At 60.2% G+C, this 25,415-nt stretch carries 27 protein-coding genes; 5 read left to right on the plus strand and 22 right to left on the minus strand.

Annotation, left to right across the window (positions count from 1 at the left end):
- Positions 1-70: 70 nt before the first annotated feature.
- A complete protein-coding gene (gene fnr / locus HBO10_RS12425; RefSeq protein ID WP_005790290.1) occupies positions 71-805 on the minus strand; it encodes a fumarate/nitrate reduction transcriptional regulator Fnr in 735 nt (244 codons plus the stop codon).
- A gap of 152 nt (positions 806-957) precedes the next feature.
- Between fnr and HBO10_RS12430 the strand changes: the two genes are divergently transcribed.
- Positions 958-1,425 carry a FlxA-like family protein gene (locus HBO10_RS12430; protein ID WP_080757733.1) on the plus strand — a complete coding sequence of 156 codons (468 nt, stop codon included), beginning with the start codon at positions 958-960 and terminating at the stop codon, positions 1,423-1,425.
- Here HBO10_RS12430 and hemN read toward each other — a convergent pair whose 3' ends face one another.
- The 16 genes from hemN to ccoN (HBO10_RS12510) form a co-directional block, all read right to left on the minus strand.
- The gene (hemN, locus tag HBO10_RS12435) at positions 1,426-2,808 is read right to left on the minus strand and encodes an oxygen-independent coproporphyrinogen III oxidase (protein ID WP_034128394.1); all 1,383 of its coding nucleotides are present in this window, start codon (positions 2,806-2,808) and stop codon (positions 1,426-1,428) included. It abuts the gene before it with no gap.
- A gap of 103 nt (positions 2,809-2,911) precedes the next feature.
- Positions 2,912-3,595, minus strand: a complete 684-nt coding sequence (locus HBO10_RS12440; RefSeq protein ID WP_034128395.1) for a sulfite exporter TauE/SafE family protein — start codon at positions 3,593-3,595, stop codon at positions 2,912-2,914.
- On the minus strand, positions 3,588-3,800 hold the full coding sequence (gene ccoS, locus HBO10_RS12445) for a cbb3-type cytochrome oxidase assembly protein CcoS (protein ID WP_034128396.1): 213 nt from the start codon (positions 3,798-3,800) through the stop codon (positions 3,588-3,590). The genes HBO10_RS12440 and ccoS overlap by 8 nt, the downstream gene beginning before the upstream one ends.
- Before the next feature lie 22 nt (positions 3,801-3,822).
- Positions 3,823-6,273 carry a heavy metal translocating P-type ATPase gene (locus HBO10_RS12450; protein ID WP_034128397.1) on the minus strand — a complete coding sequence of 817 codons (2,451 nt, stop codon included), beginning with the start codon at positions 6,271-6,273 and terminating at the stop codon, positions 3,823-3,825.
- Positions 6,274-6,398: 125 nt separating this feature from the next.
- Complete coding sequence (locus tag HBO10_RS12455; RefSeq protein WP_014719446.1) at positions 6,399-6,938, minus strand: FixH family protein; 540 nt, start codon at positions 6,936-6,938, stop codon at positions 6,399-6,401.
- A gap of 14 nt (positions 6,939-6,952) precedes the next feature.
- Complete coding sequence (gene ccoG / locus HBO10_RS12460; RefSeq protein WP_034128398.1) at positions 6,953-8,356, minus strand: cytochrome c oxidase accessory protein CcoG; 1,404 nt, start codon at positions 8,354-8,356, stop codon at positions 6,953-6,955.
- A gap of 207 nt (positions 8,357-8,563) precedes the next feature.
- The gene (locus HBO10_RS12465) at positions 8,564-8,974 is read right to left on the minus strand and encodes a type II toxin-antitoxin system VapC family toxin (protein ID WP_034128399.1); all 411 of its coding nucleotides are present in this window, start codon (positions 8,972-8,974) and stop codon (positions 8,564-8,566) included.
- The gene (locus HBO10_RS12470) at positions 8,974-9,228 is read right to left on the minus strand and encodes a type II toxin-antitoxin system Phd/YefM family antitoxin (protein WP_034128400.1); all 255 of its coding nucleotides are present in this window, start codon (positions 9,226-9,228) and stop codon (positions 8,974-8,976) included. The genes HBO10_RS12465 and HBO10_RS12470 overlap by 1 nt, the downstream gene beginning before the upstream one ends.
- A 170-nt stretch (positions 9,229-9,398) precedes the next feature.
- Entirely contained in the window at positions 9,399-10,376 is a 978-nt protein-coding gene (ccoP, locus tag HBO10_RS12475; protein WP_014719444.1) for a cytochrome-c oxidase, cbb3-type subunit III, read from the minus strand.
- On the minus strand, positions 10,373-10,558 hold the full coding sequence (locus HBO10_RS12480) for a CcoQ/FixQ family Cbb3-type cytochrome c oxidase assembly chaperone (RefSeq protein WP_003193169.1): 186 nt from the start codon (positions 10,556-10,558) through the stop codon (positions 10,373-10,375). Before HBO10_RS12480 ends, ccoP (HBO10_RS12475) begins: the two co-directional genes overlap by 4 nt.
- Before the next feature lie 5 nt (positions 10,559-10,563).
- A complete protein-coding gene (gene ccoO, locus HBO10_RS12485) occupies positions 10,564-11,172 on the minus strand; it encodes a cytochrome-c oxidase, cbb3-type subunit II (RefSeq protein ID WP_003193167.1) in 609 nt (202 codons plus the stop codon).
- Positions 11,172-12,614, minus strand: a complete 1,443-nt coding sequence (gene ccoN / locus HBO10_RS12490; protein ID WP_014719443.1) for a cytochrome-c oxidase, cbb3-type subunit I — start codon at positions 12,612-12,614, stop codon at positions 11,172-11,174. Before ccoN (HBO10_RS12490) ends, ccoO (HBO10_RS12485) begins: the two co-directional genes overlap by 1 nt.
- A gap of 417 nt (positions 12,615-13,031) precedes the next feature.
- Entirely contained in the window at positions 13,032-13,979 is a 948-nt protein-coding gene (gene ccoP, locus HBO10_RS12495; RefSeq protein ID WP_034128401.1) for a cytochrome-c oxidase, cbb3-type subunit III, read from the minus strand.
- The gene (locus tag HBO10_RS12500; protein ID WP_003193161.1) at positions 13,976-14,176 is read right to left on the minus strand and encodes a cbb3-type cytochrome c oxidase subunit 3; all 201 of its coding nucleotides are present in this window, start codon (positions 14,174-14,176) and stop codon (positions 13,976-13,978) included. Before HBO10_RS12500 ends, ccoP (HBO10_RS12495) begins: the two co-directional genes overlap by 4 nt.
- A gap of 3 nt (positions 14,177-14,179) precedes the next feature.
- Positions 14,180-14,788, minus strand: a complete 609-nt coding sequence (ccoO, locus tag HBO10_RS12505) for a cytochrome-c oxidase, cbb3-type subunit II (RefSeq protein ID WP_003193159.1) — start codon at positions 14,786-14,788, stop codon at positions 14,180-14,182.
- Between the two features lie 10 nt (positions 14,789-14,798).
- On the minus strand, positions 14,799-16,223 hold the full coding sequence (gene ccoN, locus HBO10_RS12510; protein ID WP_034128402.1) for a cytochrome-c oxidase, cbb3-type subunit I: 1,425 nt from the start codon (positions 16,221-16,223) through the stop codon (positions 14,799-14,801).
- A 79-nt stretch (positions 16,224-16,302) separates the two neighbouring features.
- Here ccoN (HBO10_RS12510) and HBO10_RS12515 point away from each other — a divergent pair, with 79 nt between their 5' ends.
- Positions 16,303-16,989 (plus strand): alpha/beta family hydrolase, encoded by a 687-nt coding sequence (locus HBO10_RS12515; protein WP_034128403.1) that lies wholly within the window; start codon positions 16,303-16,305, stop codon positions 16,987-16,989.
- A gap of 59 nt (positions 16,990-17,048) precedes the next feature.
- On the opposite strand, the gene HBO10_RS12520 is transcribed toward HBO10_RS12515, so the two are convergent.
- From HBO10_RS12520 to HBO10_RS12535, 4 genes are all read right to left on the minus strand, one after another.
- Positions 17,049-17,498: a hypothetical protein gene (locus HBO10_RS12520; RefSeq protein ID WP_138763826.1), complete on the minus strand. Its 450-nt coding sequence runs from the start codon at positions 17,496-17,498 to the stop codon at positions 17,049-17,051.
- A 123-nt stretch (positions 17,499-17,621) separates the two neighbouring features.
- The gene (locus HBO10_RS12525; RefSeq protein ID WP_034128404.1) at positions 17,622-18,479 is read right to left on the minus strand and encodes a hypothetical protein; all 858 of its coding nucleotides are present in this window, start codon (positions 18,477-18,479) and stop codon (positions 17,622-17,624) included.
- A 163-nt stretch (positions 18,480-18,642) separates the two neighbouring features.
- Positions 18,643-20,208 carry a PAS domain-containing methyl-accepting chemotaxis protein gene (locus HBO10_RS12530; protein ID WP_034128405.1) on the minus strand — a complete coding sequence of 522 codons (1,566 nt, stop codon included), beginning with the start codon at positions 20,206-20,208 and terminating at the stop codon, positions 18,643-18,645.
- A gap of 216 nt (positions 20,209-20,424) precedes the next feature.
- The gene (locus tag HBO10_RS12535) at positions 20,425-21,216 is read right to left on the minus strand and encodes a CPBP family intramembrane glutamic endopeptidase (RefSeq protein WP_034128406.1); all 792 of its coding nucleotides are present in this window, start codon (positions 21,214-21,216) and stop codon (positions 20,425-20,427) included.
- 160 nt (positions 21,217-21,376) lie between these two features.
- Here HBO10_RS12535 and HBO10_RS12540 point away from each other — a divergent pair, with 160 nt between their 5' ends.
- Positions 21,377-21,541: a hypothetical protein gene (locus tag HBO10_RS12540; RefSeq protein ID WP_169921999.1), complete on the plus strand. Its 165-nt coding sequence runs from the start codon at positions 21,377-21,379 to the stop codon at positions 21,539-21,541.
- A 96-nt stretch (positions 21,542-21,637) separates the two neighbouring features.
- On the plus strand, positions 21,638-22,498 hold the full coding sequence (locus HBO10_RS12545; protein WP_034128407.1) for a DMT family transporter: 861 nt from the start codon (positions 21,638-21,640) through the stop codon (positions 22,496-22,498).
- A gap of 130 nt (positions 22,499-22,628) precedes the next feature.
- Here the strand turns inward: HBO10_RS12545 and HBO10_RS12550 are convergent, their stop codons facing one another.
- Positions 22,629-23,513 (minus strand): DMT family transporter, encoded by an 885-nt coding sequence (locus tag HBO10_RS12550; RefSeq protein ID WP_034128408.1) that lies wholly within the window; start codon positions 23,511-23,513, stop codon positions 22,629-22,631.
- Between the two features lie 161 nt (positions 23,514-23,674).
- Between HBO10_RS12550 and aceK the strand changes: the two genes are divergently transcribed.
- Complete coding sequence (aceK, locus tag HBO10_RS12555; protein ID WP_034128409.1) at positions 23,675-25,384, plus strand: bifunctional isocitrate dehydrogenase kinase/phosphatase; 1,710 nt, start codon at positions 23,675-23,677, stop codon at positions 25,382-25,384.
- Positions 25,385-25,415: the final 31 nt, after the last annotated feature.

The raw sequence follows: 25,415 nt of genomic DNA on the forward strand, positions 1-25,415 counted from the left end.
GGAGTCCAGAGCGGAAAACGGACTCGAAGTATACCTGCGGCCTCGCCGATTGGCGCGGCCGCAGCCTGGATCAGACCTCCAGCGAACCGCCAGCCAATGCACACAGCTGGATCGGGTCGAGGATATGCACTTCTTTACCCTCGGCGGCAATCAACTGGTTCTGCTGGAAACGGGTAAACACGCGGGACACGGTCTCCACTGCCAGGCCCAGGTAATTACCGATCTCATTGCGCGACATGCTCAGGCGGAACTGGTTGGCCGAGAACCCACGGGCGCGAAAGCGCGCCGACAGGTTGACCAGGAACGTGGCGATACGCTCGTCGGCGGTTTTCTTCGACAGCAGCAGCATCATTTGCTGGTCGTCACGAATCTCACGGCTCATCACGCGCATCAACTGGCGGCGCAATTGCGGCAGTTGCAGGGCCAGTTCATCCAGGCGCTCGAAAGGAATTTCGCACACCGACGTGGTTTCCAGGGCCTGGGCCGATACCGGATGAATCTCGGTGTCCATCCCCGACAGCCCGACCAACTCGCTTGGCAGGTGGAAACCGGTGATTTGCTCTTCGCCGCCGTCGCTGAGGCTGAAGGTCTTCAACGCGCCCGAGCGTACTGCATAGACGGAATCAAACTTGTCGCCCTGGCGAAACAGAAACTCGCCTTTTTTCAGTGGGCGGCCGCGTTTGACGATGTCGTCCAGCGCATCCATGTCTTCCAGATTCAACGAAAGTGGCAGGCAGAGGGGGGCCAGGCTGCAATCCTTGCAATGGGCCTGGCTGTGAGCGCGCAGTTTGACTGGCTCGGACATTTCTTAAATCCTTGTGGGAAAACACACATAAGACGTAAGGGTAACGCACTGGGGGGCAGCGAGGCCAGCGTGTACAGAAAACCTGCACAGGTATAAAGATTTGTTGCTTGAGGTCGATACAAAGAGCACATCTCTTAGACGGAGCTCGGATCATGTCTGTTATAGCGGCCTACAACCCGGCTATTCGCATCCCTGTTGTGCCTGACGCGAAGCCGGTTACTGCGCTCAAGGACGAAGGTCCCACCCTTGAAAAATCTTCTGAAACCAAGGTCGTGGAAGGTGTGACAGTGACTATTTCCGCTGCGGCATTCAAAGCGGCAGGCGTGGAGCAGCGCAGCAATGCGGACATCGATGACAGTGGCCTGGAAGACAACGTCAAACAGGTACTGAAAATGATCCGCCAACTGAAGCAACAGATCGCCGAAAAACAGGCCGAACTGGCGGCGGTGGCCGCGGACAGTAATCTTTCCCCTGAAGAGGCGCGTGCCAAGGCCAGCGCGCTGCAGACCGAGATCGGTTCGCTGCAGGCTGGCCTGATGTCGGCTCAGACGTCGCTGGCCAAGGCGATGAAAGGCATGAGTGCCGAGGATTCGATGAAAGCTGCCTCCCTGGCGATGTAATCAAATCACCCGCGAAAACCGTTGCCTGTTCTGGTGCTCCAGGTAGGCATCGAACACCATGCACACCGAGCGCACCAACAAGCGCCCGGCCGGCAGCACGCGAATGCCCTGGGCGTCCAGTTCGATCAAGCCATCATCGGCCATTGTCTGCAATTGCGGCCATGACTCGGCAAAATAGCCGCGAAAATCGATGTTGTACGCCTGTTCGATTCCCTCGAATGCCAGGCTGAAATTGCAGATCAACTGCTGGATCACGTCCCGTCGCAACCGGTCGTCCGTAGTGCAGACCAGGCCGCGGCTGGTCGCCAGTTGCGCGCCCGCCAAGGCATTCTGGTACTGGTTCAGGTCACTGCTGTTCTGGCAATACAGGTCGCCGATCTGGCTGATCGCCGACACCCCCAGCCCAATCAGGTCGCAGTGCCCGTGGGTGGTGTAACCCTGGAAGTTGCGCTGCAGCTTGCCTTCTTCCTGGGCCACCGCCAGTTCGTCGTCCGGCAGCGCAAAGTGGTCCATGCCTATGTAGCGGTAACCGGCCTGGGTCAGTTGTTCGATGGTGGTTTGCAGCATCAGCAGTTTTTCTGCCGGCGAGGGCAGGTCGTCGGTGTTGATCCGCCGCTGGGGCATGAAGCGTTCCGGCAGGTGCGCGTAGTTGAATACCGACAGGCGGTCAGGCTGCAAGCGGATAACTTCCTCCACGGTGCGCGCAAAGTTCAACGGCGACTGCTTGGGCAGGCCGTAGATCAGGTCGATATTAATCGAGCGAAATTGCAAGGTGCGCGCTGCATCGATCACGGCGCGGGTTTCCTCCAGGCTTTGCAGGCGGTTGACCGCCCGTTGCACCTCGGGGTCGAGGTCTTGCAGGCCGATGCTCACGCGGTTGAAGCCCAGTTCGCGTAGCAGGCCCATGGTGGCCCAGTCGGCTTCGCGCGGGTCGATTTCGATGCCGTAGTCGCCCGAGTCATCATCCAGCAAATTGAAATGCTGGCGCAGGCGTGTCATCACCTGGCGCAGTTCATCGTGGCTGAGAAACGTTGGCGTACCGCCGCCGAAATGCAGTTGCTCAACGGGTTGCTGCGGGTCGAGGTGGCAGGCCACCAATTGGATCTCCTGCTCCAGGCGCTGCAGGTAGGCCTGGGCGCGCCCCCGGTCCTTGGTGATCACCTTGTTGCAGGCGCAGTAGTAGCAAATGTTGGCGCAGAAGGGTACATGCACGTACAGCGACAGTGGCCGCACTGCCTTTCGGCTGTCACGCAGGGCGTGGAGCAGGTCGAAGGTGCCGACCTGGCTGTCAAATTGTACGGCGGTGGGGTAGGACGTGTAGCGCGGCCCCGCCAAGTCGTAGCGGTGAATCAGATCTGTGTCCCAACGAATGGCGTCGAGCATGCGGGCGGTCCCCCGGATTGGCTAGTGGGCCGAGTCTAGGGGCAGGGCAGGCAAGGCATGTTGATTTGCATCAACGGGGAGCGGCGCTATGCCACAGGGCCTGTTAATGCCCCATTAGCCAGTGCTGATGGGGGCCGGGCAAGGTCCAGAGGCCGAAGATCATCACCAGCACCCCGCCGGCCACCCGCACGCTGCGCTTGCGCAACAACGCCGTCACCCGTTCGGCGGCCAGCCCGGTGGCCAGCAGCACCGGCCAGGTGCCCAGCCCGAACGCCAGCATCAGCAAGGCGCTGTCCAGTGCATTGCCCTGGCTCGCCGCCCATAGCAGGGTGCTGTAGACGAGCCCGCACGGCAACCAGCCCCACAGCGCACCCAGCAACAAGGCGCGGGGCAGGCTGGACACCGGCAGCAAACGGTTGGCCACTGGCTGCAGATGCCGCCACAGGCCGCGCCCCAGGCTTTCGATACGGGTGAGGCCGCTCCACCAGCCGGCCAGGTACAGGCCCATGCAGACCAACAGCAGGCCGGCGAGCACACGCATGAACATCGCTGCCGGGCTGTTGGCCACCGCCCAGCCGGCCAGGCCGATCAATAAACCGGCGGTGGCATAGCTGAGGATGCGCCCCAGGTTGTATGCCAGCAGCAGGCGAAAACGGCGGCTGCGTTGTTCCTTGGGAATGGCCAGGGTCAGCGCGCCCATCAACCCACCGCACATGCCCAAGCAGTGGCCACCACCGAGCAGGCCGAGGATCAGCGCCGAGACCAGCAAGGGCATCAGCTCAAGCATGAGGGGGCTCTTTGGGCGGTTGCTCGGGGTTGTTGGCTCCATCGATGGCGGCCAGGTGGTTCGGGTCCTGGTCATCGAACAGCACGCTATGGGCCGGGCCATCGAGGTCTTCGTACTGGCCGCTGTCCACGGCCCAGAAGAAGATGTAGATGGCCACGCCCACTAACAGCAGTGCCGCCGGAATCATTACATAGAGAGCTGGCATCTGTACTCCATGCCCACGCGGCTCAGGCCGGCAGCGGGCGGGTTGCTGGGGCGGTGCCCGGGGCTTGCGCGCTCGGCAGGCGAGTCAGGCGCAACGCGTTGAGTACCACGGTCAACGAACTGATGGACATGCCGATGGCCGCCCAGATCGGAGTGATCCAACCCAGGGCGGCGAACGGCAGCATAAGGCCATTGTACAACCCGGCCCACAACAGGTTCTCGATGATCACTCGGCGGGTGCGCCGCGCGAGGCTGAAGGCCTGCACCAGCGCATCCAGGCGGTTGGACAATAGCACCGCATCGGCGCTGGTTTTTGCCAGGTCGGTGGCCGAGCCCATCGCCACACTGATATCGGCAGCAGCCAACACCGGCACATCATTGACCCCATCGCCCAGCATCAGCACTTTGCGACCTTCCTTGTGCAGGTTTTGCAGTACCTGCAGCTTGTCGTCAGGGCGCAGGCTGCCGTGGGCCTCGTCGATACCCAGCTCAGAGGCGACACTGGCTACCATCGGCGAACTGTCGCCGGAGAGCAACAGCGTGCGCCAGCCCCGCGCCTTGCATGCGGCCAGCAAGGCGGGGGCGTCGCTGCGCAGACGGTCGTCGAGTACGAACCAGGCCAGCGCCCCGCTGCGGTCGCCCAGCAGCAGCCATTGCCCGGCTTCGTCCGGCGAGGCGGGAATCGCGCAGCCACTGAGTTCACAGACAAAACCCGGCTGGCCGATGCGCAACAGACGTTCTCCCACACGACCCTCCAGGCCCAGCCCTTGCGTGCTCAGCACTTCATCGGCGGCTAGCGGCGCACGGCCGAAGGCACGGGCAATCGGGTGTTCGGAGCGGTTCTCCAGGGCGGCGGCAAGGCCCAGGCATTGGTCGCTGTCCAGCGCGCCGAGGGGCCGGATGGCGCGCAACGCCAGGCGCCCTTCGGTGAGGGTGCCGGTCTTGTCGAAAATCACCGTGTCGATCTGGTTCAGGCCCTCCAGCACATGGCCGCGGGTCAGCAGTAACCCGAGACTGTGCAAGGTACCGGTGGCTGCGGTAAGGGCGGTGGGCGTGGCCAGCGACAGGGCGCATGGACAGGTCGCCACCAGCATCGCCAGCACAATCCAGAACGCCCGGGTGGGGTCCAGCTCCCACCACAGCAGGCCGATCAGTGCGGCGGCGATCAGCGAGCACAACAAGAACCACTGCGCAGCGCGGTCGGCGATCTGCGCCAGGCGCGGCTTCTCGGCCTGGGCGCGCTCCAGCAGGCGCACGATGGCGGACAGGCGCGTGTCATGCCCCAGGGCGCGTACTTGGACGGTCAGCGCGCCTTCGACATTCAGCGTGCCGGCCGTGACGCTCTCACCCGTGCGCCGAGGTTGCGGCAGGTACTCGCCGGTCAGCAGGGATTCATCAATGCTGGATTGGCCGTCGAGAATCACCCCATCCGCCGGCAGCACCGCACCGGGATGCACCAGCACACGATCACCCAGTGCCAACTCGCTGAGCAGGATGCGTTCGCTCTGGCCATTGTCCTTGAGGCGCAGGCAGGAGGCGGGCAACAGGTTGACCAGTTGGGCGGTGGCTGCGGCAGTACGCTCCCTGGCGCGGCGCTCAAGGTAGCGTCCGGCCAGCAGGAACAGGGCAAACATGCCCACGGCATCGAAATACAACTCGCCTACGCCAGTGATCGCCGTCCAGATGCCGGCCAGGTACGCGCCGCCAATCGCCAGGGACACCGACACGTCCATGGTCAGGTGGCGCGTGCGCAGGTCACGCAGGGCGCCTTTGAAGAAGGGTGCGCAGCTGTAGAACACGATGGGCGTGGTCAGAAACATCGCAACCCAGCGCAGGATGACGTGCAATTCCGGGCTCAGGTCGATATTGAATTCCGGCCAGGTGGCCATGGTTGCCATCATGGCCTGGAACCACAGCAAGCCGGCGACTCCCAGTTGTCGCAGGGCCAGGCGATTCTCGCTGGCCAATTGTTCGGCGGCGCGGTCGGCCTGGTAAGGGTGGGCGGCGTAACCGATATGGCGCAGCTCGCTGAGCAGTTGGCTCAACGGCAATTGCCCATCGGCCCAGCGCACGTGCAGGCGGTGGTTGGACAGGTTCAATCGCGCTTCGGCCACCGCAGGCAGGCTGCGCAGGTGCTTCTCGATCAACCAGCCGCAGGCGGCGCAACTGATGCCTTCCATCAGCAAGGTGGTTTCGGCCAGGTCGCCTTGATGGCGGACAAAGGGTTTTTGCACATCGGCGCGGTCGTACAGCGCCAGCTCGTCCACCAACTGCACGGGCAGCGCCTCGGGGTTGGCCGAGGCTTCGCTGCGGTGTTGATAATAGCTTTCCAGCCCGCCGGCCACTATCGCCTCGGCCACGGCCTGGCAGCCCGGGCAGCAGAGTTCGCGGCGTTCGCCGAGGATCTGGGCGGTGAACCGGCTTCCGGAGGGGACGGGTAGGGCGCAGTGGTAGCAGGGGGTGGGTTGGGTCATTACTCGGTTCCGCAGATCGTTCCCACGCTTTGCGTGGGAATGTTGCCCGTGACGCTCTGCGTCACAAAGCGGACGCAGAGCGTCCAGCAAGGCGTTACCACGCAGAGCGTGGGAACGATCATCGTCTACTTCTTCAGGTCCTCGGCGCCCTGCAACGGTTCGTCACCCAGCAGCAAGTCCTTGTCGTGGCTGACCTCTTCTTCTTCGAACAGGCGCCAGGTGTTGCCGCCTTCCACGCCAAGCAGTTCCACGAAACGGCGACCTTCGACCTTGTCGGTGACCTGGCCGATGTAGCGGCCGGGCTCGCTGTCGCTGCGGGTGAGGTTGATCTTGCGATCCTTCTCTGGCTGGGTCGGGGAGATCAGGTTCAGCTCCAGGGTATTTGGATTGCTGTAGCCAGTCAGTTGCAGCTCGACCTCGCCGGTCAGTTCGTCCAGGTGCAGCTTGCCGCGCAGTTGCAGGGTCTGGGCCAGGCGCTCGCGGTCCAGGGAACGGTTGATGCCTTTGCCGGCCTCGTAGTAGTTGTCGTTGACCAGATTGTCCGGGTTGTTCACTGCGATGGTCACCATGGACAAGGTCAGGGTCACCGAGCAGGCCAGAATCGCGATGATGATCCAGGGCCAGAGGTGCTTGTACCAAGGGCTGGCGGCAGTAGTTGCGGGCATGCGTATGTTCCCTGTTAACGGACTTGTGGGCCGATGAATCGGCTCTTGGCTTCAATATGGACGCTGGTGTCATCGGCGTCTTCGAGGATGAAGGTCACCTCGTTGGTGCTCGACGGCAACTGCTCGGGCGCACTCGACAACTCCACCGGCATGCTGACGATATCGCCGGCGGCCACTTTGATTTCGCGCCGGCCTTGCAGCTTGAGGTCTGGCAGGCCAGCGGCGTCGAGCACGTAGGTGTGGTCGCGCTGGTCTTTGTTCATGATCTTCAGGCTGTAGACGTTTTCGATGCGTCCTTCGGCGTTCTCGCGATACAGCACGCGGTCTTTGCTGACGTCGAAACCCACCAGCGAGCGCATGAAGAAGGCGGCCACCAACAGGCTGATCATCGCCAGCAATACCAGGGCGTAACCGATCAGGCGCGGGCGCAGCTTATGGGTTTTCTGCCCCGAAAGGTTGTGTTCGGTGGTGTAGCTGATCAGGCCGCGTGGGTACTCCATCTTGTCCATGATGTTATCGCAGGCATCGATACAGGCGGCGCAGCCGATGCATTCGATTTGCAGCCCGTCGCGGATATCGATACCGGTAGGACATACCTGCACGCACATCGTGCAGTCGATGCAGTCGCCCAGGCCCTGAGCCTTGTAGTCGGTACCCTTTTTACGTGGGCCACGCACTTCGCCACGGCGGGGGTCATAGGACACGATCAAGGTGTCCTTGTCGAACATCACGCTCTGGAAGCGCGCATAGGGGCACATGTAGATGCACACCTGCTCACGCAGCCAGCCGGCGTTGCCGTAGGTGGCGAGGGTGAAGAAACCCACCCAGAAATACGACCAGCCATCGGCCTGGCCAGTGAAAAAGTCGAACACCAGTTCGCGAATCGGCGAGAAGTAGCCGACGAAGGTGATGCCAGTGGCAAAGCCGATCAGCAGCCACAGGCTGTGCTTGCTGAACTTGCGCAGGAATTTGTTGGCGCTCATGGGCGCCTTGTCGAGCTTGATGCGCTGGTTGCGGTCGCCTTCGGTGACCTTTTCGCACCACATGAAGATCCATGTCCACACGCTTTGCGGGCAGGTATAGCCGCACCACACGCGCCCGGCGTATACGGTGATAAAGAACAGGCCAAATGCCGCGACAATGAGAATGCCCGACAGCAGGATGAAATCCTGGGGCCAGAACGTTGCGCCGAAAATAAAGAATTTACGCTCCGGCAGGTTCCACCACACCGCCTGGTGACCGCCCCAGTTCAGCCACACCGTGCCGAAGTACAACAGGAACAGAGCGGCACCGCCGACCATGCGCAAGTTGCGGAACAAGCCAGTGAAGGCGCGGGTGTAAATCTTCTCACGCGAAGCGTAGAGGTCGACGGTCTTGGCAGGCGGGGTAACGTCATGTACCGGTATCTGGTCGCTCATCATTGCATCCCACGGCGGTGGAGATTTGCCTCGGCCAGTACGTGCCAGCCGGGGTCAAATTAAGGGTGTTGCAGTGGCCTAATGATACGCCCCCGATGGTGCGCAAAGGGTGCGACCTTTGGTCGCGTTGGGGGAAATCAATTGATGGTGTACGTGACCTGGATCAATTGACTTGGCAAGTATGGACGGTTTTTGTCGGTAAGCCGGTCATTCGTCCCATGGATTGATCAGTGCAACGCCGCTCGATTGGAAGTCGCTGATGTTGCGCGTGACGACGGTGAGCCCATGAACCAGCGCAGTTGCGGCAATCAATGAATCACTTTCGTTGGCTCGGTCGGGTACATGCAAGTGTGCGCAACGCAACGCGACTGCTGCATCGACGGGCAGGATTCTGGCATCAAAGGCGGGCATCACATGACGCTTGAGCCAGGCTCTCAACACCTTCCCCTGCGCCGGGTCTCGCCGCTCAATTCGCAGGACTCCGGTTTCCAATTCCTTCAGCGTGATCGCCGAAATAAACATACGTGGCGCCACCACACTTTTTGCCCACGCCACGACATTTGCATCAGCCTGAGGTTTACGCAGTTCAGAGATCACATTCGTGTCGAGTAAATACATCAAGAAAAGTCCACGGGGCGATGAATGATCACGGCACGTTCGGTTTCGAAGTCGATATCGGCGGCTTCCGGCATCACCAAAAGATCAACGATGTCGGCGTTCAGACCTGTCAGCTTCTGGTAGTCCTCAATGCTTAGCAGTACATGGGCAGGCTTGCCGCGATCAGTGATAAAAACCGGCCCTTTGCGGGCGGCTTTTTTGGCACCACTTGTGTCTTGGTTGAATTCGCGGCTGGAAATGGTCGTGATGGTCATGGGGTAGGTCCCCCTTCGCTGGACTGAATGTAGTTACGTTACTACCTGGCGAATGCGCGCGGCAAGGTTGAGGCTACGAACGGTAGATTTGGCTTTGAAAGGTTCGCAGCTAAAACAAAAAAGCCCCGCCAGCATTCGCTGTGCGGGGCTCGATTATTGTTTCAGAGGTCTTACTGCTCCTCAGCCTTCTTATCCCCATGCGACAAGCTATACACATACGCCGCAAGCAAGTGCACCTTGTCATTGCCCTGCAACTGCTCCTGCGCGGGCATCTGGCCCTGGCGGCCATAACGGATGGTCTGCTGCAGTTGCGCAAAGCTTGAACCGTAGATGAACGCCCCCGGATGCGTCAGGTCCGGCGCGCCCATGGCGGGGGTGCCTTTACCGGCCGGGCCGTGGCAGGCCACGCAGTTGGCGGCGAAGAGTTTCTCACCGTTGGCCACATCGGCCTTGGCACCTTCCGGCAGTTTGCGGCCATCGAGTTGGGTCACCACAAAGCCTGCTACGTCAGCCACGCCTTGCTCACCGATGACTTCGGCCCAGCCCGGCATCACCGCGTGGCGGCCCTTCATGATGGTTTCCTTGATGGTGTTGGGTTCACCGCCCCAGCGCCAGTCGGCGTCGGTCAGGTTGGGGAAGCCGTAGGCGCCTTTGGCGTCGGAGCCGTGGCACACCGAGCAGTTGGAGGCAAACAGCCGACCGCCCATCTTCAAGGCTTGCGGGTCCTTGGCGACTTCTTCAATGGGCATCGATGCGAACTTGGCGAAGATCGGCCCGAACTTGGCCTCCGACCTGGCCATTTCCTTTTCCCATTCGTGCACGCCGGTCCAGCCGGTCTGGCCGTTGGCGAACGGGGTTTGCTTGTCGTTGTCGAGGTAGTTGTAGCCTGGCAGCAGACCCTTCCAGTTGCCCAGGCCAGGGTAGAGCACCAGGTAACCAAGGGCGAAGACGATGGTGCCGACAAACAGCATGAACCACCACTTGGGCAGCGGGTTGTCGTACTCCTCGATGCCGTCGAACGAGTGGCCGACGGTCTCGTCCGTCTGTTCGGTGCGCTGGCCCTTGCGGGTCGACAGCAGCAGCCAGGTCAGGGCGAAGATGGTACCCAGACTGAGGACTGTGACGTACAGACTCCAGAACGTAGTCATTCTTTGTTACTCCTAGAAGCTTGCTCGACGTGCTTGATGGCTTCGGGATCATCTGCAAAGGGCAGCATGGTCGCGTCGTCAAACTCCGACTTGCGCCGTGGGCTGAACACCCACAACGCCAGGCCGATAAAGGCCACCATCACCACAACGGTGCCCAGGCCACGAATCATCCCGATATCCATGTAGGTCACCGTTTGCTTTTGATGATGGTGCCAAGGCCTTGCAGGTAGGCCACCAATGCGTCCATTTCGGTCTTGCCCTTCACGGCTGCGGCTGCGCCGGCGATGTCTTCGTCGGTGTAGGGCACGCCCAGGGTGCGCAAGACTTCCATCTTCTTCGCGGTGTCCTTGCCGTCGAGCTTGTTTTCCACGAGGAACGGGTACGCCGGCATTTTCGACTCAGGCACCACGTTGCGCGGGTTGTACAGGTGCGCACGCTGCCAGTCATCGGAGTAACGCCCACCCACACGGGCCAGGTCCGGGCCGGTGCGCTTGGAACCCCACAGGAACGGGTGGTCCCACACGCTTTCACCGGCGACCGAGTAGTGGCCGTAGCGTTCGGTTTCAGCACGGAACGGGCGGATCATCTGCGAGTGGCAGCCCACGCAACCGTTGGCGATGTAGACGTCGCGGCCTTCCAGTTCAAGGGCGGTGCGCGGCTTCATGCCTTCGACCGGCTTGTTGGTCACGTCCTGGAAAAACAGCGGGACGATTTGGGTCAGGCCGCCGATGCTCACGGCGATGACCATGAAGAAGGCCAACAGGCCGATGTTCTTCTCGACTACTTCATGCTTCATCAGTGAGCTCCCACAACGGCGATCTTGGCGGCGGCTTCGGCTTCTACAGGGTCGCTGGCACGCACGGTGCGCCAGACGTTGTAGGCCATCAACAGCATGCCGCTGGCAAAGAACGCACCGCCCAGGGCACGTACGATAAAGCCCGGGTGGCTGGCTTGCAGCGCTTCGACGAAAGAGTAGGTGAGGGTGCCGTCATCGTTGATCGCACGCCACATCAGGCCCTGGGTGATGCCGTTGACCCACATCGAGGCGATGTAGAGCACGGTGCCGATAGTGGCCAGCCAGAAGTGTGCGTTGATCAGCCCGACGCTGTGCATCTGCACGCGGCCGAACAGTTTGGGGATCATGTGGTACAGCGCGCCGATGGAGATCATCGCCACCCAGCCCAGCGCCCCGGCGTGTACATGGCCGATGGTCCAGTCGGTGTAGTGGGACAGCGAGTTGACGGTCTTGATCGCCATCATCGGACCTTCAAAGGTCGACATGCCGTAGAACGCCAGGGACACCACCAGAAACCGCAGGATCGGGTCGGTGCGCAGCTTATGCCAGGCGCCCGAGAGGGTCATCATGCCGTTGATCATGCCGCCCCAGCTTGGCGCCAGCAGGATGATCGACATCGCCATGCCCAGGGACTGTGCCCAATCCGGCAAAGCGGTGTAGTGCAAGTGGTGAGGGCCGGCCCAGATGTACAGGGTGATCAGCGCCCAGAAGTGCACGATGGACAGGCGATAAGAGTAGATCGGACGCTCGGCCTGCTTGGGCACGAAGTAGTACATCATCCCCAGGAAACCGGTGGTGAGGAAGAAGCCTACGGCGTTGTGGCCGTACCACCACTGGATCATCGCGTCCGTTGCGCCGGAATAGGCCGAATAGGACTTGAACAGATTCACCGGCAGGGAGGCGTGGTTGACGATGTGCAGCATCGCCGTGACCACGATAAAGGCCCCGTAGAACCAGTTGCCCACGTAGATGTGCTTGGTCTTGCGCTTGACGATGGTGCCGAAGAACACCAGGCCGTAGGTCACCCACACGATGGCAAGCAAAATGGCGATCGGCCATTCCAGCTCGGCGTATTCCTTGGTAGTGGTGTAGCCCAGGGGCAGGCTGATGATGGCGCCGACGATGACCGCCTGCCAGCCCCAGAAGGTGAAGGCGGCCAGACCATCGGAAATCAGTCGCGTCTGGCAGGTGCGCTGCACGACATAGTAGGAGGTGGCAAACAGTGCACATCCGCCGAAGGCGAAGATCACCAAGTTGGTGTGCAGTGGGCGCAGGCGGCCGAAAGTCGTCCAGGGCAGGTCGAAATTCAATTGCGGCCAAACCAGTTGCGAGGCGATGAACACCCCGAGCCCCATGCCAAGGATCCCCCAGACCACCGTCATGATGGCGAACTGGCGGACTACCTTATAGTTATAAGCAGTCGGACTGATTGCTGTGCTCATTCTAAGGTTCCACGGTTTAGGTTTTTTTATAGGTAAAATCGGCCGCAAGTATGTAGAAACCGAGGGGCCATTGCAACGCAATGGCTGACCTGTATCAATGCGTTCCACGCCAGATTCTGCGCCCTTTCCATGTTTGGTGTAAGGATAAAGACCGAAATAGAAAGCTGATCAAGTGGACAGGAATTTTAGAGGGCGCAACGGATACCGTCGCCTACGCCAGAATTGCTCCACTGTGGGAACAAGCGTAGACCCGAATAGGAGGAGGGGAAAGTTGGGTTTGGAAGGGGTGCGACACTTGGTCGCGACTTATGCCTGTGGCGAGGGAGCTTGCTCCCGTTGGGCTGCGCAGCGGCCCCAAAATCGTGGGAGCGCTTCGCACTCCAGCGGGAGCAAGCTCCCTCGCCACAGGTAGAGCTTTTACTGCGGTTGGCTGTCTGGCGTTGAGCCTTCAGCGTTATGGGACAGGCTGTACACGTAAGCCGCCAGCAAGTGCACCTTGTCATTGCCTTGCAGCACGTCCTGAGCCGGCATCTGGCCCTGGCGACCATGGCGGATGGTCTGCTGCAACTGCGCCAGGCTGGTGCCGTAGATAAAGCCGGCAGGCTCGGTCAGGTTGGGCGCACCCATGGCTTCCACGCCGTGACCTTGCGGACCATGACACGCCACGCAAGTGGTGCTGAAGGCGGCTTGCCCGGCGGCCAGGTCGGCGGTGTTGTCGGCGGGCAACGGCAGCTTGGCCAGGTCGTGACGCACATAGGCGGCGACGTTCTTCACCCCGTCCTCGCCCAGCACTTCACCCCAGGCCGGCATCGCCGCGTGGCGACCGTTCAGGATGGTGGCCTTGATGGCCTCGGCCGAACCGCCCCAGCGCCAGTTGTTGTCGGCCAGGTTGGGGAAGCCATAGGCGCCCTTGGCGTCCGAGCCGTGGCACACCGCACAGTTGGAGGCAAACAGGCGACCGCCCATCTTCAACGCTTGCGGGTCCTTGGCGACTTCTTCCACCGGCATGGCCGCGAACTTGGCGAAGATCGGCCCGAACCTGGCGTCGGCCTTGGCCATTTCCTTGTCCCATTCCTTGGTCTGGGTCCAGCCGTCTTCATAGCCCGGCAGTACGCCTTTCCAGTTGCCCAGGCCCGGGTAGAGGATCAGGTAGCCGACGGCGAATACCAGGGTGCCGGCGAACAACATAAACCACCACTGGGGCAGCGGGTTGTCGTATTCCTCGATCCCGTCGAAGGCGTGGCCCATGGTCTGGTCGACGCTGCCCTTGGTTTCGCCCTTGCGGGTGCCGACCAACAGCCAGGTCAGGCCGATCAGGCTGCCCAGGGTCAATACGCAGATCCATGTACTCCAAAACGTAGTCATGGCCGAGTGCTCCTTGTGGCTGGCTCTGCTTGAGCGTCGGGTGGGGAAGGTTCATCGGCAAACGGCAGCAGGCGGGCCTGCTCGAATTCCGCGTTGCGGCGGTTGTTGAACACCCACAGCGACAGGCCGATAAAGGCGATGGCGACCACCAGCGTGCCAAGGCCGCGGATGGTGCCCGCATCGAATTCAAATCCCATGGCTCACCTCTTGCTCTTGATGGCAGTGCCGAGCACTTGCAGGTAGGAAACCAGCGCGTCCATCTCGGTCTTGCCCTTGAGGCTGGCGACGGCGCCATTGATGTCGTCGTCGGTGTACGGCACGCCGAGGGTGCGCATCACTTTCAACTTGGTCTCGGTGTGGCTGCTGTCGACGGCGGCGGTGACCAGCCAGGGGTAGGCCGGCATTTTCGACTCTGGCACCACGTTGCGCGGGTTGTACAAGTGCGCGCGGTGCCAGTCGTCCGAGTAGCGCGCGCCGACGCGGGCCAGGTCCGGCCCGGTACGCTTGGAGCCCCACAAGAACGGGTGGTCCCACACGCTTTCGCCAGCCACCGAGTAGTGGCCGTAGCGCTCGGTCTCGGCGCGGAACGGGCGGATCATCTGCGAGTGGCACTGCACGCAGCCTTCGCGGATGTAGATGTCGCGGCCTTCCAGTTGCAGCGCGGTGTAGGGCTTCATGCCTTCGACCGGTTTGTTGGTCACGTCCTGGAAGAACAGCGGGACGATCTGCGTCAGGCCACCGATGCTCACGGCGAGCACCATCAGCAGCATCAACAGGCCGACGTTCTTTTCAATCGTTTCGTGTTTCATCATCGACTCCTCAGGCCATCTGCGCGGCAGCGGTGACTTCGGCAGGTTGCGCCGAACGCACGGTGCGCCATGTGTTGTAAGCCATCAGGAACATGCCGCTGAGGAAGATCGCACCGCCCACCAGACGCACGATGAAGCCTGGGTGGCTGGCCACCAGGGTTTCGACGAAGGAGTAGGTGAGGGTGCCGTCTTCGTTGACCGCACGCCACATCAGGCCCTGGGCGATGCCGTTGACCCACATCGAGGCGATGTAGAGCACGGTGCCGATGGTGGCCAGCCAGAAGTGCGCGTTGATCAGACCGAGGCTGTACATCTGCTCGCGACCGAAGACTTTCGGGATCATGTGGTACAGCGCGCCGATGGAGATCATCGCCACCCAGCCCAGCGCCCCGGCGTGTACGTGGCCGATGGTCCAGTCGGTGTAGTGGGAGAGGGCGTTGACGGTCTTGATCGCCATCATCGGGCCTTCGAAGGTCGACATGCCGTAGAAGGCCAGGGAGACGACGAGGAAGCGCAGGATCGGGTCGCTGCGCAACTTATGCCAGGCACCCGAGAGGGTCATCATGCCGTTGATCATGCCGCCCCAGCTTGGCGCCAGCAGCACCAGTGACATCACCATGCCCAGGGACTGCGCCCAGTCCGGCAAGGCGGTGTAGTGCAAGTGGTGCGGGCCGGCCCAGATGTACAGGGTGATCAGCGCCCAGAAGTGCACGATCGACAAGCGATACGAATACACCGGGCGTTCGGCCTGCTTGGGCACGAAGTAGTACATCATCCCCAGAAAACCCGCAGTCAGGAAAAAGCCTACCGCGTTGTGCCCATACCACCACTGCACCATGGCATCCGTCGCACCGCCGTACAGCGAGTAGGACTTGGTCAGGCTGACCGGGATTTCCAGGTTATTGACGATATGCAAAATGGCCACGGTGATGATGAACGCGCCGAAGAACCAGTTACCCACATAGATGTGCTTGGTCTTGCGTTTCATGATCGTGCCGAAGAACACGATGGCGTAGGCGACCCAGACGATGGTGATCAGGATGTCGATCGGCCATTCCAGCTCGGCGTATTCCTTGGAGCTGGTGTAGCCCAGTGGCAGGCTGATGGCGGCCAGCAGGATCACAAGCTGCCAGCCCCAGAAGCAGAATGCGGCGACTTTCGGCGCGAACAGCTGCGTCTGGCAGGTGCGTTGCACCGAGTAAAAGGAGCTGGCGAACAGCGCACAGCCACCGAACGCGAAGATCACCGCGTTGGTGTGCAAAGGGCGCAGGCGACCGAAGCTGGTCCAGGGCAAATCGAAGTTGAGCGCAGGCCAAACCAATTGGGCCGCGAGAAAAACCCCGAGCCCCATGCCGACGATGCCCCACACCACCGTCATAATGGCGAATTGGCGGACCACCTTGTAGTTATAGGCGGTACTTAAAGTAGTGTTCATGGTTCCCCATCCACGGTTCAACCCAAGCAAGTGCGGCACTTGGGCTGGAGTTATAGGCAGACTAAAAAGCGAGGCAAGCATGGGCAAAGAGCACAAGGCCAGTATTGACGGGGATCAATGGGCGCAGTGTGTACGGGAACATGGCTGGTTGTGGGATGTCGCCACGGGCAAGCGTTCGGGCGAGCCTGTGACGCTGATCCTGGCCCATGGCGCCGGTGCACCGATGGACTCGGCGTTCATGAACGACATGGCTGCACGCCTTGCCGGGCATGGTGTGAACGTGTTGCGCTTCGAGTTCCCGTACATGGCCCAGCGCCGCTTGGACGGGGGCAAACGCCCGCCGAATCCGGCGCCGAAACTGCTGGAGGCGTGGCGTGAGGTGTATGCCCTGGTGCGACGTCATGTCGCTGGGAAACTGGCGATTGGCGGCAAGTCCATGGGCGGGCGCATGGCCAGTTTGTTGGCCGATGAGCTGGGCGCAGATGGGTTGGTGTGCCTGGGCTATCCGTTTTATGCGGTGGGCAAGCCGCAAAAGCCTCGGGTGGAGCATCTGGCTGCGCTTGCGACGCCGACGCTGATAGTGCAGGGCGAGCGTGATGCCTTGGGCAATCGAGCGGCGGTGGAGGGGTATGCGTTATCGCCGAGCATTGAGGTGATGTGGCTGGTGGCGGGGGATCATGATTTGAAGCCGTTAAAGGCGTCGGGGTTCAGTCATGAGCAGCATTTGGAGGCGGCGGCCATCAAAGCGTCAGGTTTTCTCGCCTGACGCTTTGCAGGTTTCTCTATGTTGGGATATTTCGGCTAGTGTTTTCGTGAGGTTTAACACTAGCGGTCCCTAATGAGCGTGAAGTGTCCTGTCGCGTCGTATTGAGCATACTCACTGTCGAAGGACGCCTCGAAGTTGCCATTGGCCGTGCCTTCAACAGGGTTGAGCTTTATTGTCAGCGTTGCGTGTTTGGCGGGAATCGCTGTAGTGCCAGGCATGTCCCCAGGGGCAGAGATGTAAAGAGCATAATGTAAAATTCCGTCAAGTATATACGTATTGTCTATCGGCGCTTCTCCTAGGTAGGGGATATGAAAATAATACGAAGAAAAATTCTTTTCACTTTCTCCAATGGCCCCTGAAAATATCCAGGTATTTGTCTGTGTACGATGACCAAAAATTGTTCTTTCTGCAGTGATTGATGTTTGAGAGTTTTTAAATGTCCATTCAAAATGGTTGTTTGCAGATTGAGAGAGATAGCAGTCGGGGATGAAAATAATTTCTTGGTTCATGGTGAGACCTTTTACGCGTGGGGTTTGCGCTATCTGATTTTTTCAGAAATGCCAGCTTGAGTGTGTCGCGCTCGGCTGAGACGTGAAACTTATTTTGTTTTAAGCCTCTTTTGTCGAGCCTTATTACGATGGGGGAGTAGGGTCTTTTATAGGCTGAAACGTGCCGTCAGTCATCTCTACACGGTCGCGGATTTTATTTTTAAAGGTGGCTTCGCAGCGCAACGGCTGCTGAGTCAGTGTAAGCGTTACATTGTATTCGCCTTCATAGGTGCCACCGCCGAAGGGAGCATAGTAAAAATTCGATTTCTCATCACCGTTTTTAAATGTTTCATCGATGATCTGTTCATTTTCATCGTCGCAGTAAATATAAATAGCCCACTCACGGTATTGAGGCGTACCCCATTCTCCCTCCTCGCTGGTCAGATACCATGCCTTGCTTGAATTGGAGTAGGCCAACCAGCCCTCCGTTTTGTATTGAGTTTGTCCTTCTGTCCACTTAAAGACCGAACGTTGTGAGTTAAGGGCAGTTCCAGGCCACTCACAGCAGCATTTTATTTCGCATAATTCCGACGCTGTGTCAGTGAAAGAGCCTTCGAAATTCAGCGTTGTGTTCCCTGTGCTTTCGTCAACGGTTACTTCAATGTCGCCGACAGGTTTAATACGTTCTTCCGTTTCAGGTGCGTTATTGTTTGCACCTTGAATGTACACGTGGGTGAAGGCTTCCGGGTTTTGCTTGATTGATTTGTTAGGTGATGTACTTATGGAGTCGCAAGGTATTTTCAGTAACAGTGATTGTTGAGTGTCTGGGGACTGGAGCGTCAACTTGACCCAATACTGATTATTGTATTCGGATAGGTGCAGTGGCAGAGCCCAGCCTTCCAATGTTCTTTCGTTGTTCGATGATTTTTCAGTCCATTGCACACGCCCCATGGTTTTTGGGAAGGGATGCAGGGCGCTATTTGAGTCGGTAGACCGGGACATAACGGTGTGCTCCTGTTTGACAGGTTCACACTATAAGGAGGGAGGCGTTCAAAGGTTAACTGTGAGAATTGACAGTTTTATAGAATGCTTGGTGATAAAAAGATGATGAGTGATAGCCATCTGCAAGGGGCTCACTTGTTGGAGAAAGTGAGCCCCTGAAGTTCTACCGGTTAAAACGCTCCACCAGCGAGTACTGAGTATTCGCCGTATGAGTCAGCTCTTCACTCAACTGCGCCGAGTTCATCGCCTGCTCTGAGGTCTGGTCTGCCAACAGCGCGATGGTGCTGATGTTGCGGCTGATCTCCTCGGCCACGGCGCTTTGCTCTTCGGTGGCCGCGGCAATCTGGGTGGTCATGTCGGTGATATTGGCCACCGCCTCACTGATGCCCACCAACGCCTGATCCGCTTCCATCACACGCGCTACGCCCTCTTCAGCCTGGCGATGCCCGGCGTCCATGGTTTGCACGGCCGCAGCCGCCGTGTGTTGCAGCTTGGCGATCAGGGCATGGATCTGCCCGGTGGATTCGGCCGTACGCTGCGCCAGTTGGCGCACTTCATCGGCGACCACCGCAAAGCCACGGCCCATCTCACCGGCACGCGCGGCTTCGATAGCGGCGTTGAGCGCCAGCAAGTTGGTCTGGTCGGCGATGCCCTTGATTACATCGACAACGCCGCCAATTTCATCGCTGTCCTTGGCCAGTTGAGTGACGGTCACGCCGGTCTCGCCAACCGCTGCCGAAAGCCGCTGAATCGCCTCGCGGGTTTCCCCGGCGATATCGCGGCCGCGACCGGTCAGGCGGTTGGCTTCCTGGGTGGCGTCGGCGGTGCGCTGCACGTGGCTGGCAACTTCCTGGGTGGTTGCAGCCATCTGGTTGACGGCCGTGGCCACCTGTTCGGTTTCCACACGCTGACGTTCCAGGCCGCTGGAGCTGCTGTGCGCCAGGGTGTTGGACTGTGCCGCCTGATCGTTGAGGTGCTCGGCAGTGTCCTGCAAGCGGGTCAGGCAGGTCTTCAGACGCGCTTCCTGGCTGAGGATCGACATTTCCAGTCGGGCCTGGGCGCCACGGCTGTCGGTGTACATCTGCGCAATCAGCGGGTCGGACGTGGTCTGCTCGGCCAGGCGCAGCAAGCGCTTGAGGCCGCGCTGTTGCCAGCTCAGCCCCAGCAGGCCCAACGGCACCGACAACGCTGCCGCCAAGGCAAAGCCCCACTGGGAGGTGAGGGTAGCGCCGATCATGAAGCTCAGTTGGCTGACCAGGATAAACGGCAGCCAGTCCTGCAGCACCGGCAGCCATTTGTCGCGCTGGGGAATCGCCGACTTGCCCTGGTTGATGCGTTGATAGAGCGCCTCGGCCCGGCGGATCTGCTCGGCGGTGGGCTTGATACGCACCGATTCGTAGCCGATCACCTGGTTACCGTCGAACACCGGTGTTACATAGGCGTTAACCCAGTAGTGGTCGCCGGTCTTGCAGCGATTCTTGACAATGCCCATCCATGGCAAGCCTTGTTTGAGCGTGGACCACATGTGTGCGAACACCGCCGAGGGCACATCCGGGTGACGCACCAGGTTGTGCGGAGCACGGACCAGTTCGTCGCGGGTGAACCCACTGATTTCGACAAACGCGTCGTTGCAGTAGGTAATGACACCCTTGGCATCTGTGGTGGAGATCAACCGTTGCTGAGCGGGGAAGGTACGTTCGCGCTGGGTAACGGGTTGGTTATTACGCATGATTGTTCAATCCGCAAGGCTTTCAGGGGGTATCGGCCATGCTGGGTATTTATTTAACTTATTTTTGCAACAATCGTGGGAGCAGAGTGCCGACTGTGGCGAGGGAGCTTGCTCCCGCTGGGCTGCGAAGCGGCCCCAAACAACTTGCGGGCGCTACGCACCCGAGCGGGAGCAAGCTCCCTCGCCACAACAGCTCGTTCTTACAGTCGGGCAGGCTTAGCTGGCCAGCATTGGGTAGGTGAACAAGCCGAAGTGCAGCAGATTCAAGCCAAAATGCGTGGCAATCGCTGCGCCGAGCCCGCCAAAGCGATACGCCAGGCCGTAACCGACCCCGGCAATACTGGCCAGCGTCACCCATTGCCAACCCGCACCGAAATGCATCAGGCCGAATAACAGCGAAGCCAGCAGCAGCGCAAGGTTCTCGCCGTAGGGCAAGTGTTTGAAACGTTGGCTCAGGCCGCCCTGAACATAGCCACGAAACAGCGCTTCTTCCACCAGCGTCACCAGCAGCAGGTTATTGAGTACCCACAGCCATGCCTGGTCCGGCCATTTCGGCGCCCAACTGATCATTCCCATCAGTGCGGCCCCACCCAATACGGCGATGGCGGTCAGGGTCAGTGCCAGGGCGGTGACGCAGATCGACAGGCGCAATGAGCGTCGCGCCACAATCCACGGGCAGGCCAGCAACAGCCAGAAGCCTATCAGGGGCTTGTCCTGGTTCAGGTACATCGAGAAGGGCACTGAGTCCGGAGTTAGACGCTGGGGCGCAATACCGCGGCCGTTATAGAAACCCGGCAGCCAGTGCATCACCAGGCCCAGGGCCAGTACGATAAACAAGCCTTGGCCCAAGTAGCGTGCCCAAGGGTTGCGTTGCTGGCGCACGGCGTACCCGGCCACCAGCAGCAGTGCGATGGAGACCGCCGCCAGTACGCCCAGTTGGCCGTAGATCAAAGCCACGACATAGCCAATGGAAAGTAGGGTGAGGTACAGCCAGGGCAAAGCAATCATGTGAAATCCTTCGAAAAATCCGGGCGGCATTATAGCGAGTGGCCAGGTTCTAGGGCATGAAAACGCCTCCATGTACAAGGCAAGGGGGAAAGGATTGCAAAGTATGTTTGCGGCTGGTTATAGTCGTCGCGTCTTTATATCCCTTCAAAAAGATCAGCACATGCCAGCTTCCCAGCGCATAGCGGTAGTCGATTCAGCGGTCAACGCCGTGGTCGTGCCGTGCCGTGGCAAGCAGCCTGCGCAGATCAGTCATTACCCCCCACCTGTCAGTAGCACGCCGGTGTACGCAGTCGTATCACCGCCGGATGTTGGCATTTCGGGCTGATCAGCGGTTCGCTGTTGCCCGTGCCTGCCTGAAAAAACCTACTGAAATTCAGTTTTTTACTGAGTCGGCTTTTTTGCCTGATAACAGGTGGTAACCATGTCTGTGCTTTCGAAACAATCCGTGGCCGCGGCGGCCTCGACGAGCGTGTTTGTCTTGCTGTGGAGCAGCGGGGCGATCTTCTCCAAGTTGGGCCTGGCCCATGCGTCGCCCTTTGCCTTTCTGTTGATCCGGTTTGCCGTTGCCCTGATGGGGTTGGTAGTGCTGGTCCCGCTCCTCAAGTTGAAGCTGCCACGTCCCGGCAAGCCGCTGCTGTATGCGGCGGCGACGGGCCTGGTTTTGCTGGGGGCCTATCAGATTTTCTATCTGCTGGCCCTGGACCTCAACGTCACCCCTGGGGTGATGGCGACCATCATGGGCGTGCAGCCGATCCTTACCGTGGTACTGATGGAGCGCCAACGCTCCTGGCGCCGGCTGTTCGGCCTGGGGTTGGGGTTGGCTGGCTTGATTATGGTGGTGTATCAGGGCATCGGGTTGGCGGGCATGTCCCTGGCGGGGATGCTGTTCGGGCTGCTGGCGCTGGCGAGCATGACGTTTGGCTCGATCATGCAAAAGCGCATCACCGACAATCCTTTGGGCACGCTGCCACTGCAATACTTGGCCGGGCTGTTGCTGTGCGGAGTGTTCGTGCCGTTCCAGCCGTTCCACTTCGAGCACAGTGCAAGCTTTTACCTGCCGGTGCTGTGGATGGGCTTGGTGGTGTCGGTGCTGGCGACGCTGTTGCTGTATCGGCTGATTGCCCGCGGCAACCTGGTGAATGTCACCAGTTTGTTCTATCTGGTGCCGGCGGTGACCGCGGTGATGGACTACCTGATCTTCGGTAACCGCCTGGCGCTGTTGAGCGTGCTGGGAATGGCGTTGATCATCGTCGGCTTGGTCTTCGTGTTCCGCAAGAGCTAGAAACCACCCCTGTAGGAGCGAGCTAGCTGTGGCGAGCAAGCTTGCTTGCGCTGGGGTGCGAAGCGCCCCCAGGAGCTTGCGACTGCTACGCAGTCGAGCGGGAGCAAGCTCCCTCGCCACAGGGGCGCTCCTACAGTTTTTGCGGGCGCAACACCAACCACAACGCCCCGGCAATCAATACACCACCATACAGATGAGCCATGGACAGCGGCTCATCCAACAACAACGCCCCCCACAACACGCCGAACGGCGGAATCATGAAGGTCACGGTCATTGACTTGACCGGGCCGATGGATGACAGCAGGCGGAAGTACAGGATGTAGGCGAACGCCGTACATATCAGCCCCAATCCCAGCAGCGACACCCACACCTGCCAGCCGCCCCAACTCGCCGGTGGCTGGGTGATGGCGCTGAAGGCGAAGAACGGCAGCAAAAACAACGTAGCACCCAGCATACTGCCCAAGGCAGAGAGACGACTGTCCAACCCGCCGCGCTGATCCAGCCAGCGTCGCGCCAGGAAACCGGCGAAGCCATAGCAGGTGGTCGCCAGCAGGCACGCTAATGCGCCCATTAACAGTTCCAGATCAAATGCCACCGGCCCTGCGCGGGTGAGCACGGCAACACCAAGCAGACCCAAGGCCACACCCGCTATTTTTGACGGCGTCAGGCGTTCGCTGAAAAACAACCCGCCGATCAGCACACCCATCAGCGGTGTAGTGGCGTTGAAAATCGCCGAATAACCCGCCGGCAGTACCTGCGCCGCCACCGAGTACATCGTCGCGGGAATCCCCGAGTTGATCACGCCCAGCAGCAGGACCGTCTTGAACTTGCCCTGGAAATCCCAGCTCACGCGCAGCATCGCCAGGATCACCAATAAGCCCGCGGCGGCAATCGACACGCGGAAAAACGCGGTGGGCACCGTGCCGATTTCCGGCGCGATGATGCGCATGAACAGGAAACTCGCGCCCCAGATGGCAGCCAGCCCCAGCAGATACAGGGTGTCAACAGGTCTCACGGAAAACTCCTATGCCAATCGGGCGCAGAAGTGTTGCCCAGCGGGCAGGTCGGCACAATGGCTAATTGCAGTCAGTTTGCCCCCGTGCAAAATCATTCTTCTCCTGCCTCGGTTCACTGGCTAAGCTCTGGGCTTCCAGATACCCGTTCGAGGTTTCCCGCATGTCGCAGTCCGCCCTCGCTATCGCCCGGATGATCCTCGACGGTTTCGACGATTACCGTGAGCACTTCCGCCAGATCACCGATGGCGCCCGTGAGCGTTTCGAGAAGGCCCAGTGGCAGCAGGGGCAGGCCGCGTCGGCGGCGCGCATCAACCTGTATGAGGAGAAAGTCGCTGAGGTGACTACTCGTCTGCGCGCCAGTTTCGACCCTGCTGGATTGCAGGACATCGGCCAGTGGCCCTTGGTAAAAAGCGCTTATATTGGCTTGATCGACCTGCGCTTTGACGATGAGCTGTCCGAGACCTGGTACAACTCGATCTTCTGCGGCCTGTTCAGCCATGACCTGATCAGTGACGGCTGCATGTTCATCCATACCACCCGGCCTAGCCTGCGCCGGGCGCGGGCGGCGCAAACCCGTATCTACACGCCGGCCGGTAAAATAGCGGACATGCTGGCGCAGGTCTTCTCTGACTACAGCTTCAGCGAGCCCTACGCCGACCTGCCCGCCGACCTGCGCCGCCTCGAAGCCCAGTTGCGGGAAAACCTGCCGGATTGGGTGTGCAAGGACCCGGACCTCAAGGTCGAGTTGTTTTCCTCAGTGCTGTACCGCAACAAAGGCGCCTACCTCGTGGGGCGCATCTACACCCGCGACGAACAATGGCCGTTGGTGATTCCGCTGCTGCACCGCGAAGGGCGTGGCATCCAGATCGATGCGTTGATCACTGACGAAGCCGACGTGTCGATCATCTTCTCGTTCACCCGTTCCTATTTCATGGTCGATGTACCCGTGCCAGCGGAATTCATCGGCTTTCTCAAGCGCATCCTGCCGGGCAAGCACATTGCCGAGTTGTACACCTCCATCGGTTTCTACAAGCACGGCAAATCCGAGTTCTACCGCGCGCTGATCAACCACCTGGCCACCACCGACGACCAGTTCATCATGGCCCCCGGCGTGCGCGGCATGGTCATGAGCGTGTTCACGCTGCCGGGTTTCAATACGGTGTTCAAGATCATCAAGGACCGCTTCTCGCCGTCAAAAAACGTCAACCGCGCCACGGTGATCGAAAAGTACCGCCTGGTGAAAAGCGTCGACCGGGTAGGGCGCATGGCCGACACCCAGGAGTTCGCCGACTTCCGCTTCCCCTTGAGCAAGTTCGAGCCCGAGTGCCTGGCCGAGCTGCTGGAAGTCGCCGCCGGTACCGTCGAAGTGGAGGGCGACACCGTGCTCATCCGCCACTGCTGGACCGAGCGACGCATGACCCCGCTCAACCTCTACCTCGACAACGCCAACCCCGCTCAGGTGCGCGAAGCATTGGAGGATTACGGCCTGGCGATCAAGCAACTGGCGGCGGCGAATATCTTCCCCGGCGACATGTTGCTGAAGAACTTTGGCGTCACCCGCCACGGCCGCGTGGTGTTCTACGACTACGACGAAATCTGCTTTCTCACCGAAGCCAACTTCCGCCATATCCCCGCGCCGCGCACCCCCGAGGATGAAATGGCCTCCGAGCCCTGGTACTCCATCGGCCCGCTGGATGTGTTCCCCGAAGAGTTCCCGCCGTTCCTGTTTGCCGACGCCGGGCAACGCCGGTTGTTCGATGAGCTGCATGGCGAGTTGTACAACGCTGACTACTGGAAGGGCCTGCAGGACGCGATTCGTGCCGGCAAGGTGATCGACGTGTTCCCTTATAAGAGGAAAGAGCAGCCATAAGCTGCAAGCTGCAAGGGGCAAGTGAAAGTAG

It is taken from the genome of Pseudomonas sp. WS 5503 (assembly GCF_012985385.1).
GTDB lineage: Bacteria > Pseudomonadota > Gammaproteobacteria > Pseudomonadales > Pseudomonadaceae > Aquipseudomonas > Aquipseudomonas paracarnis.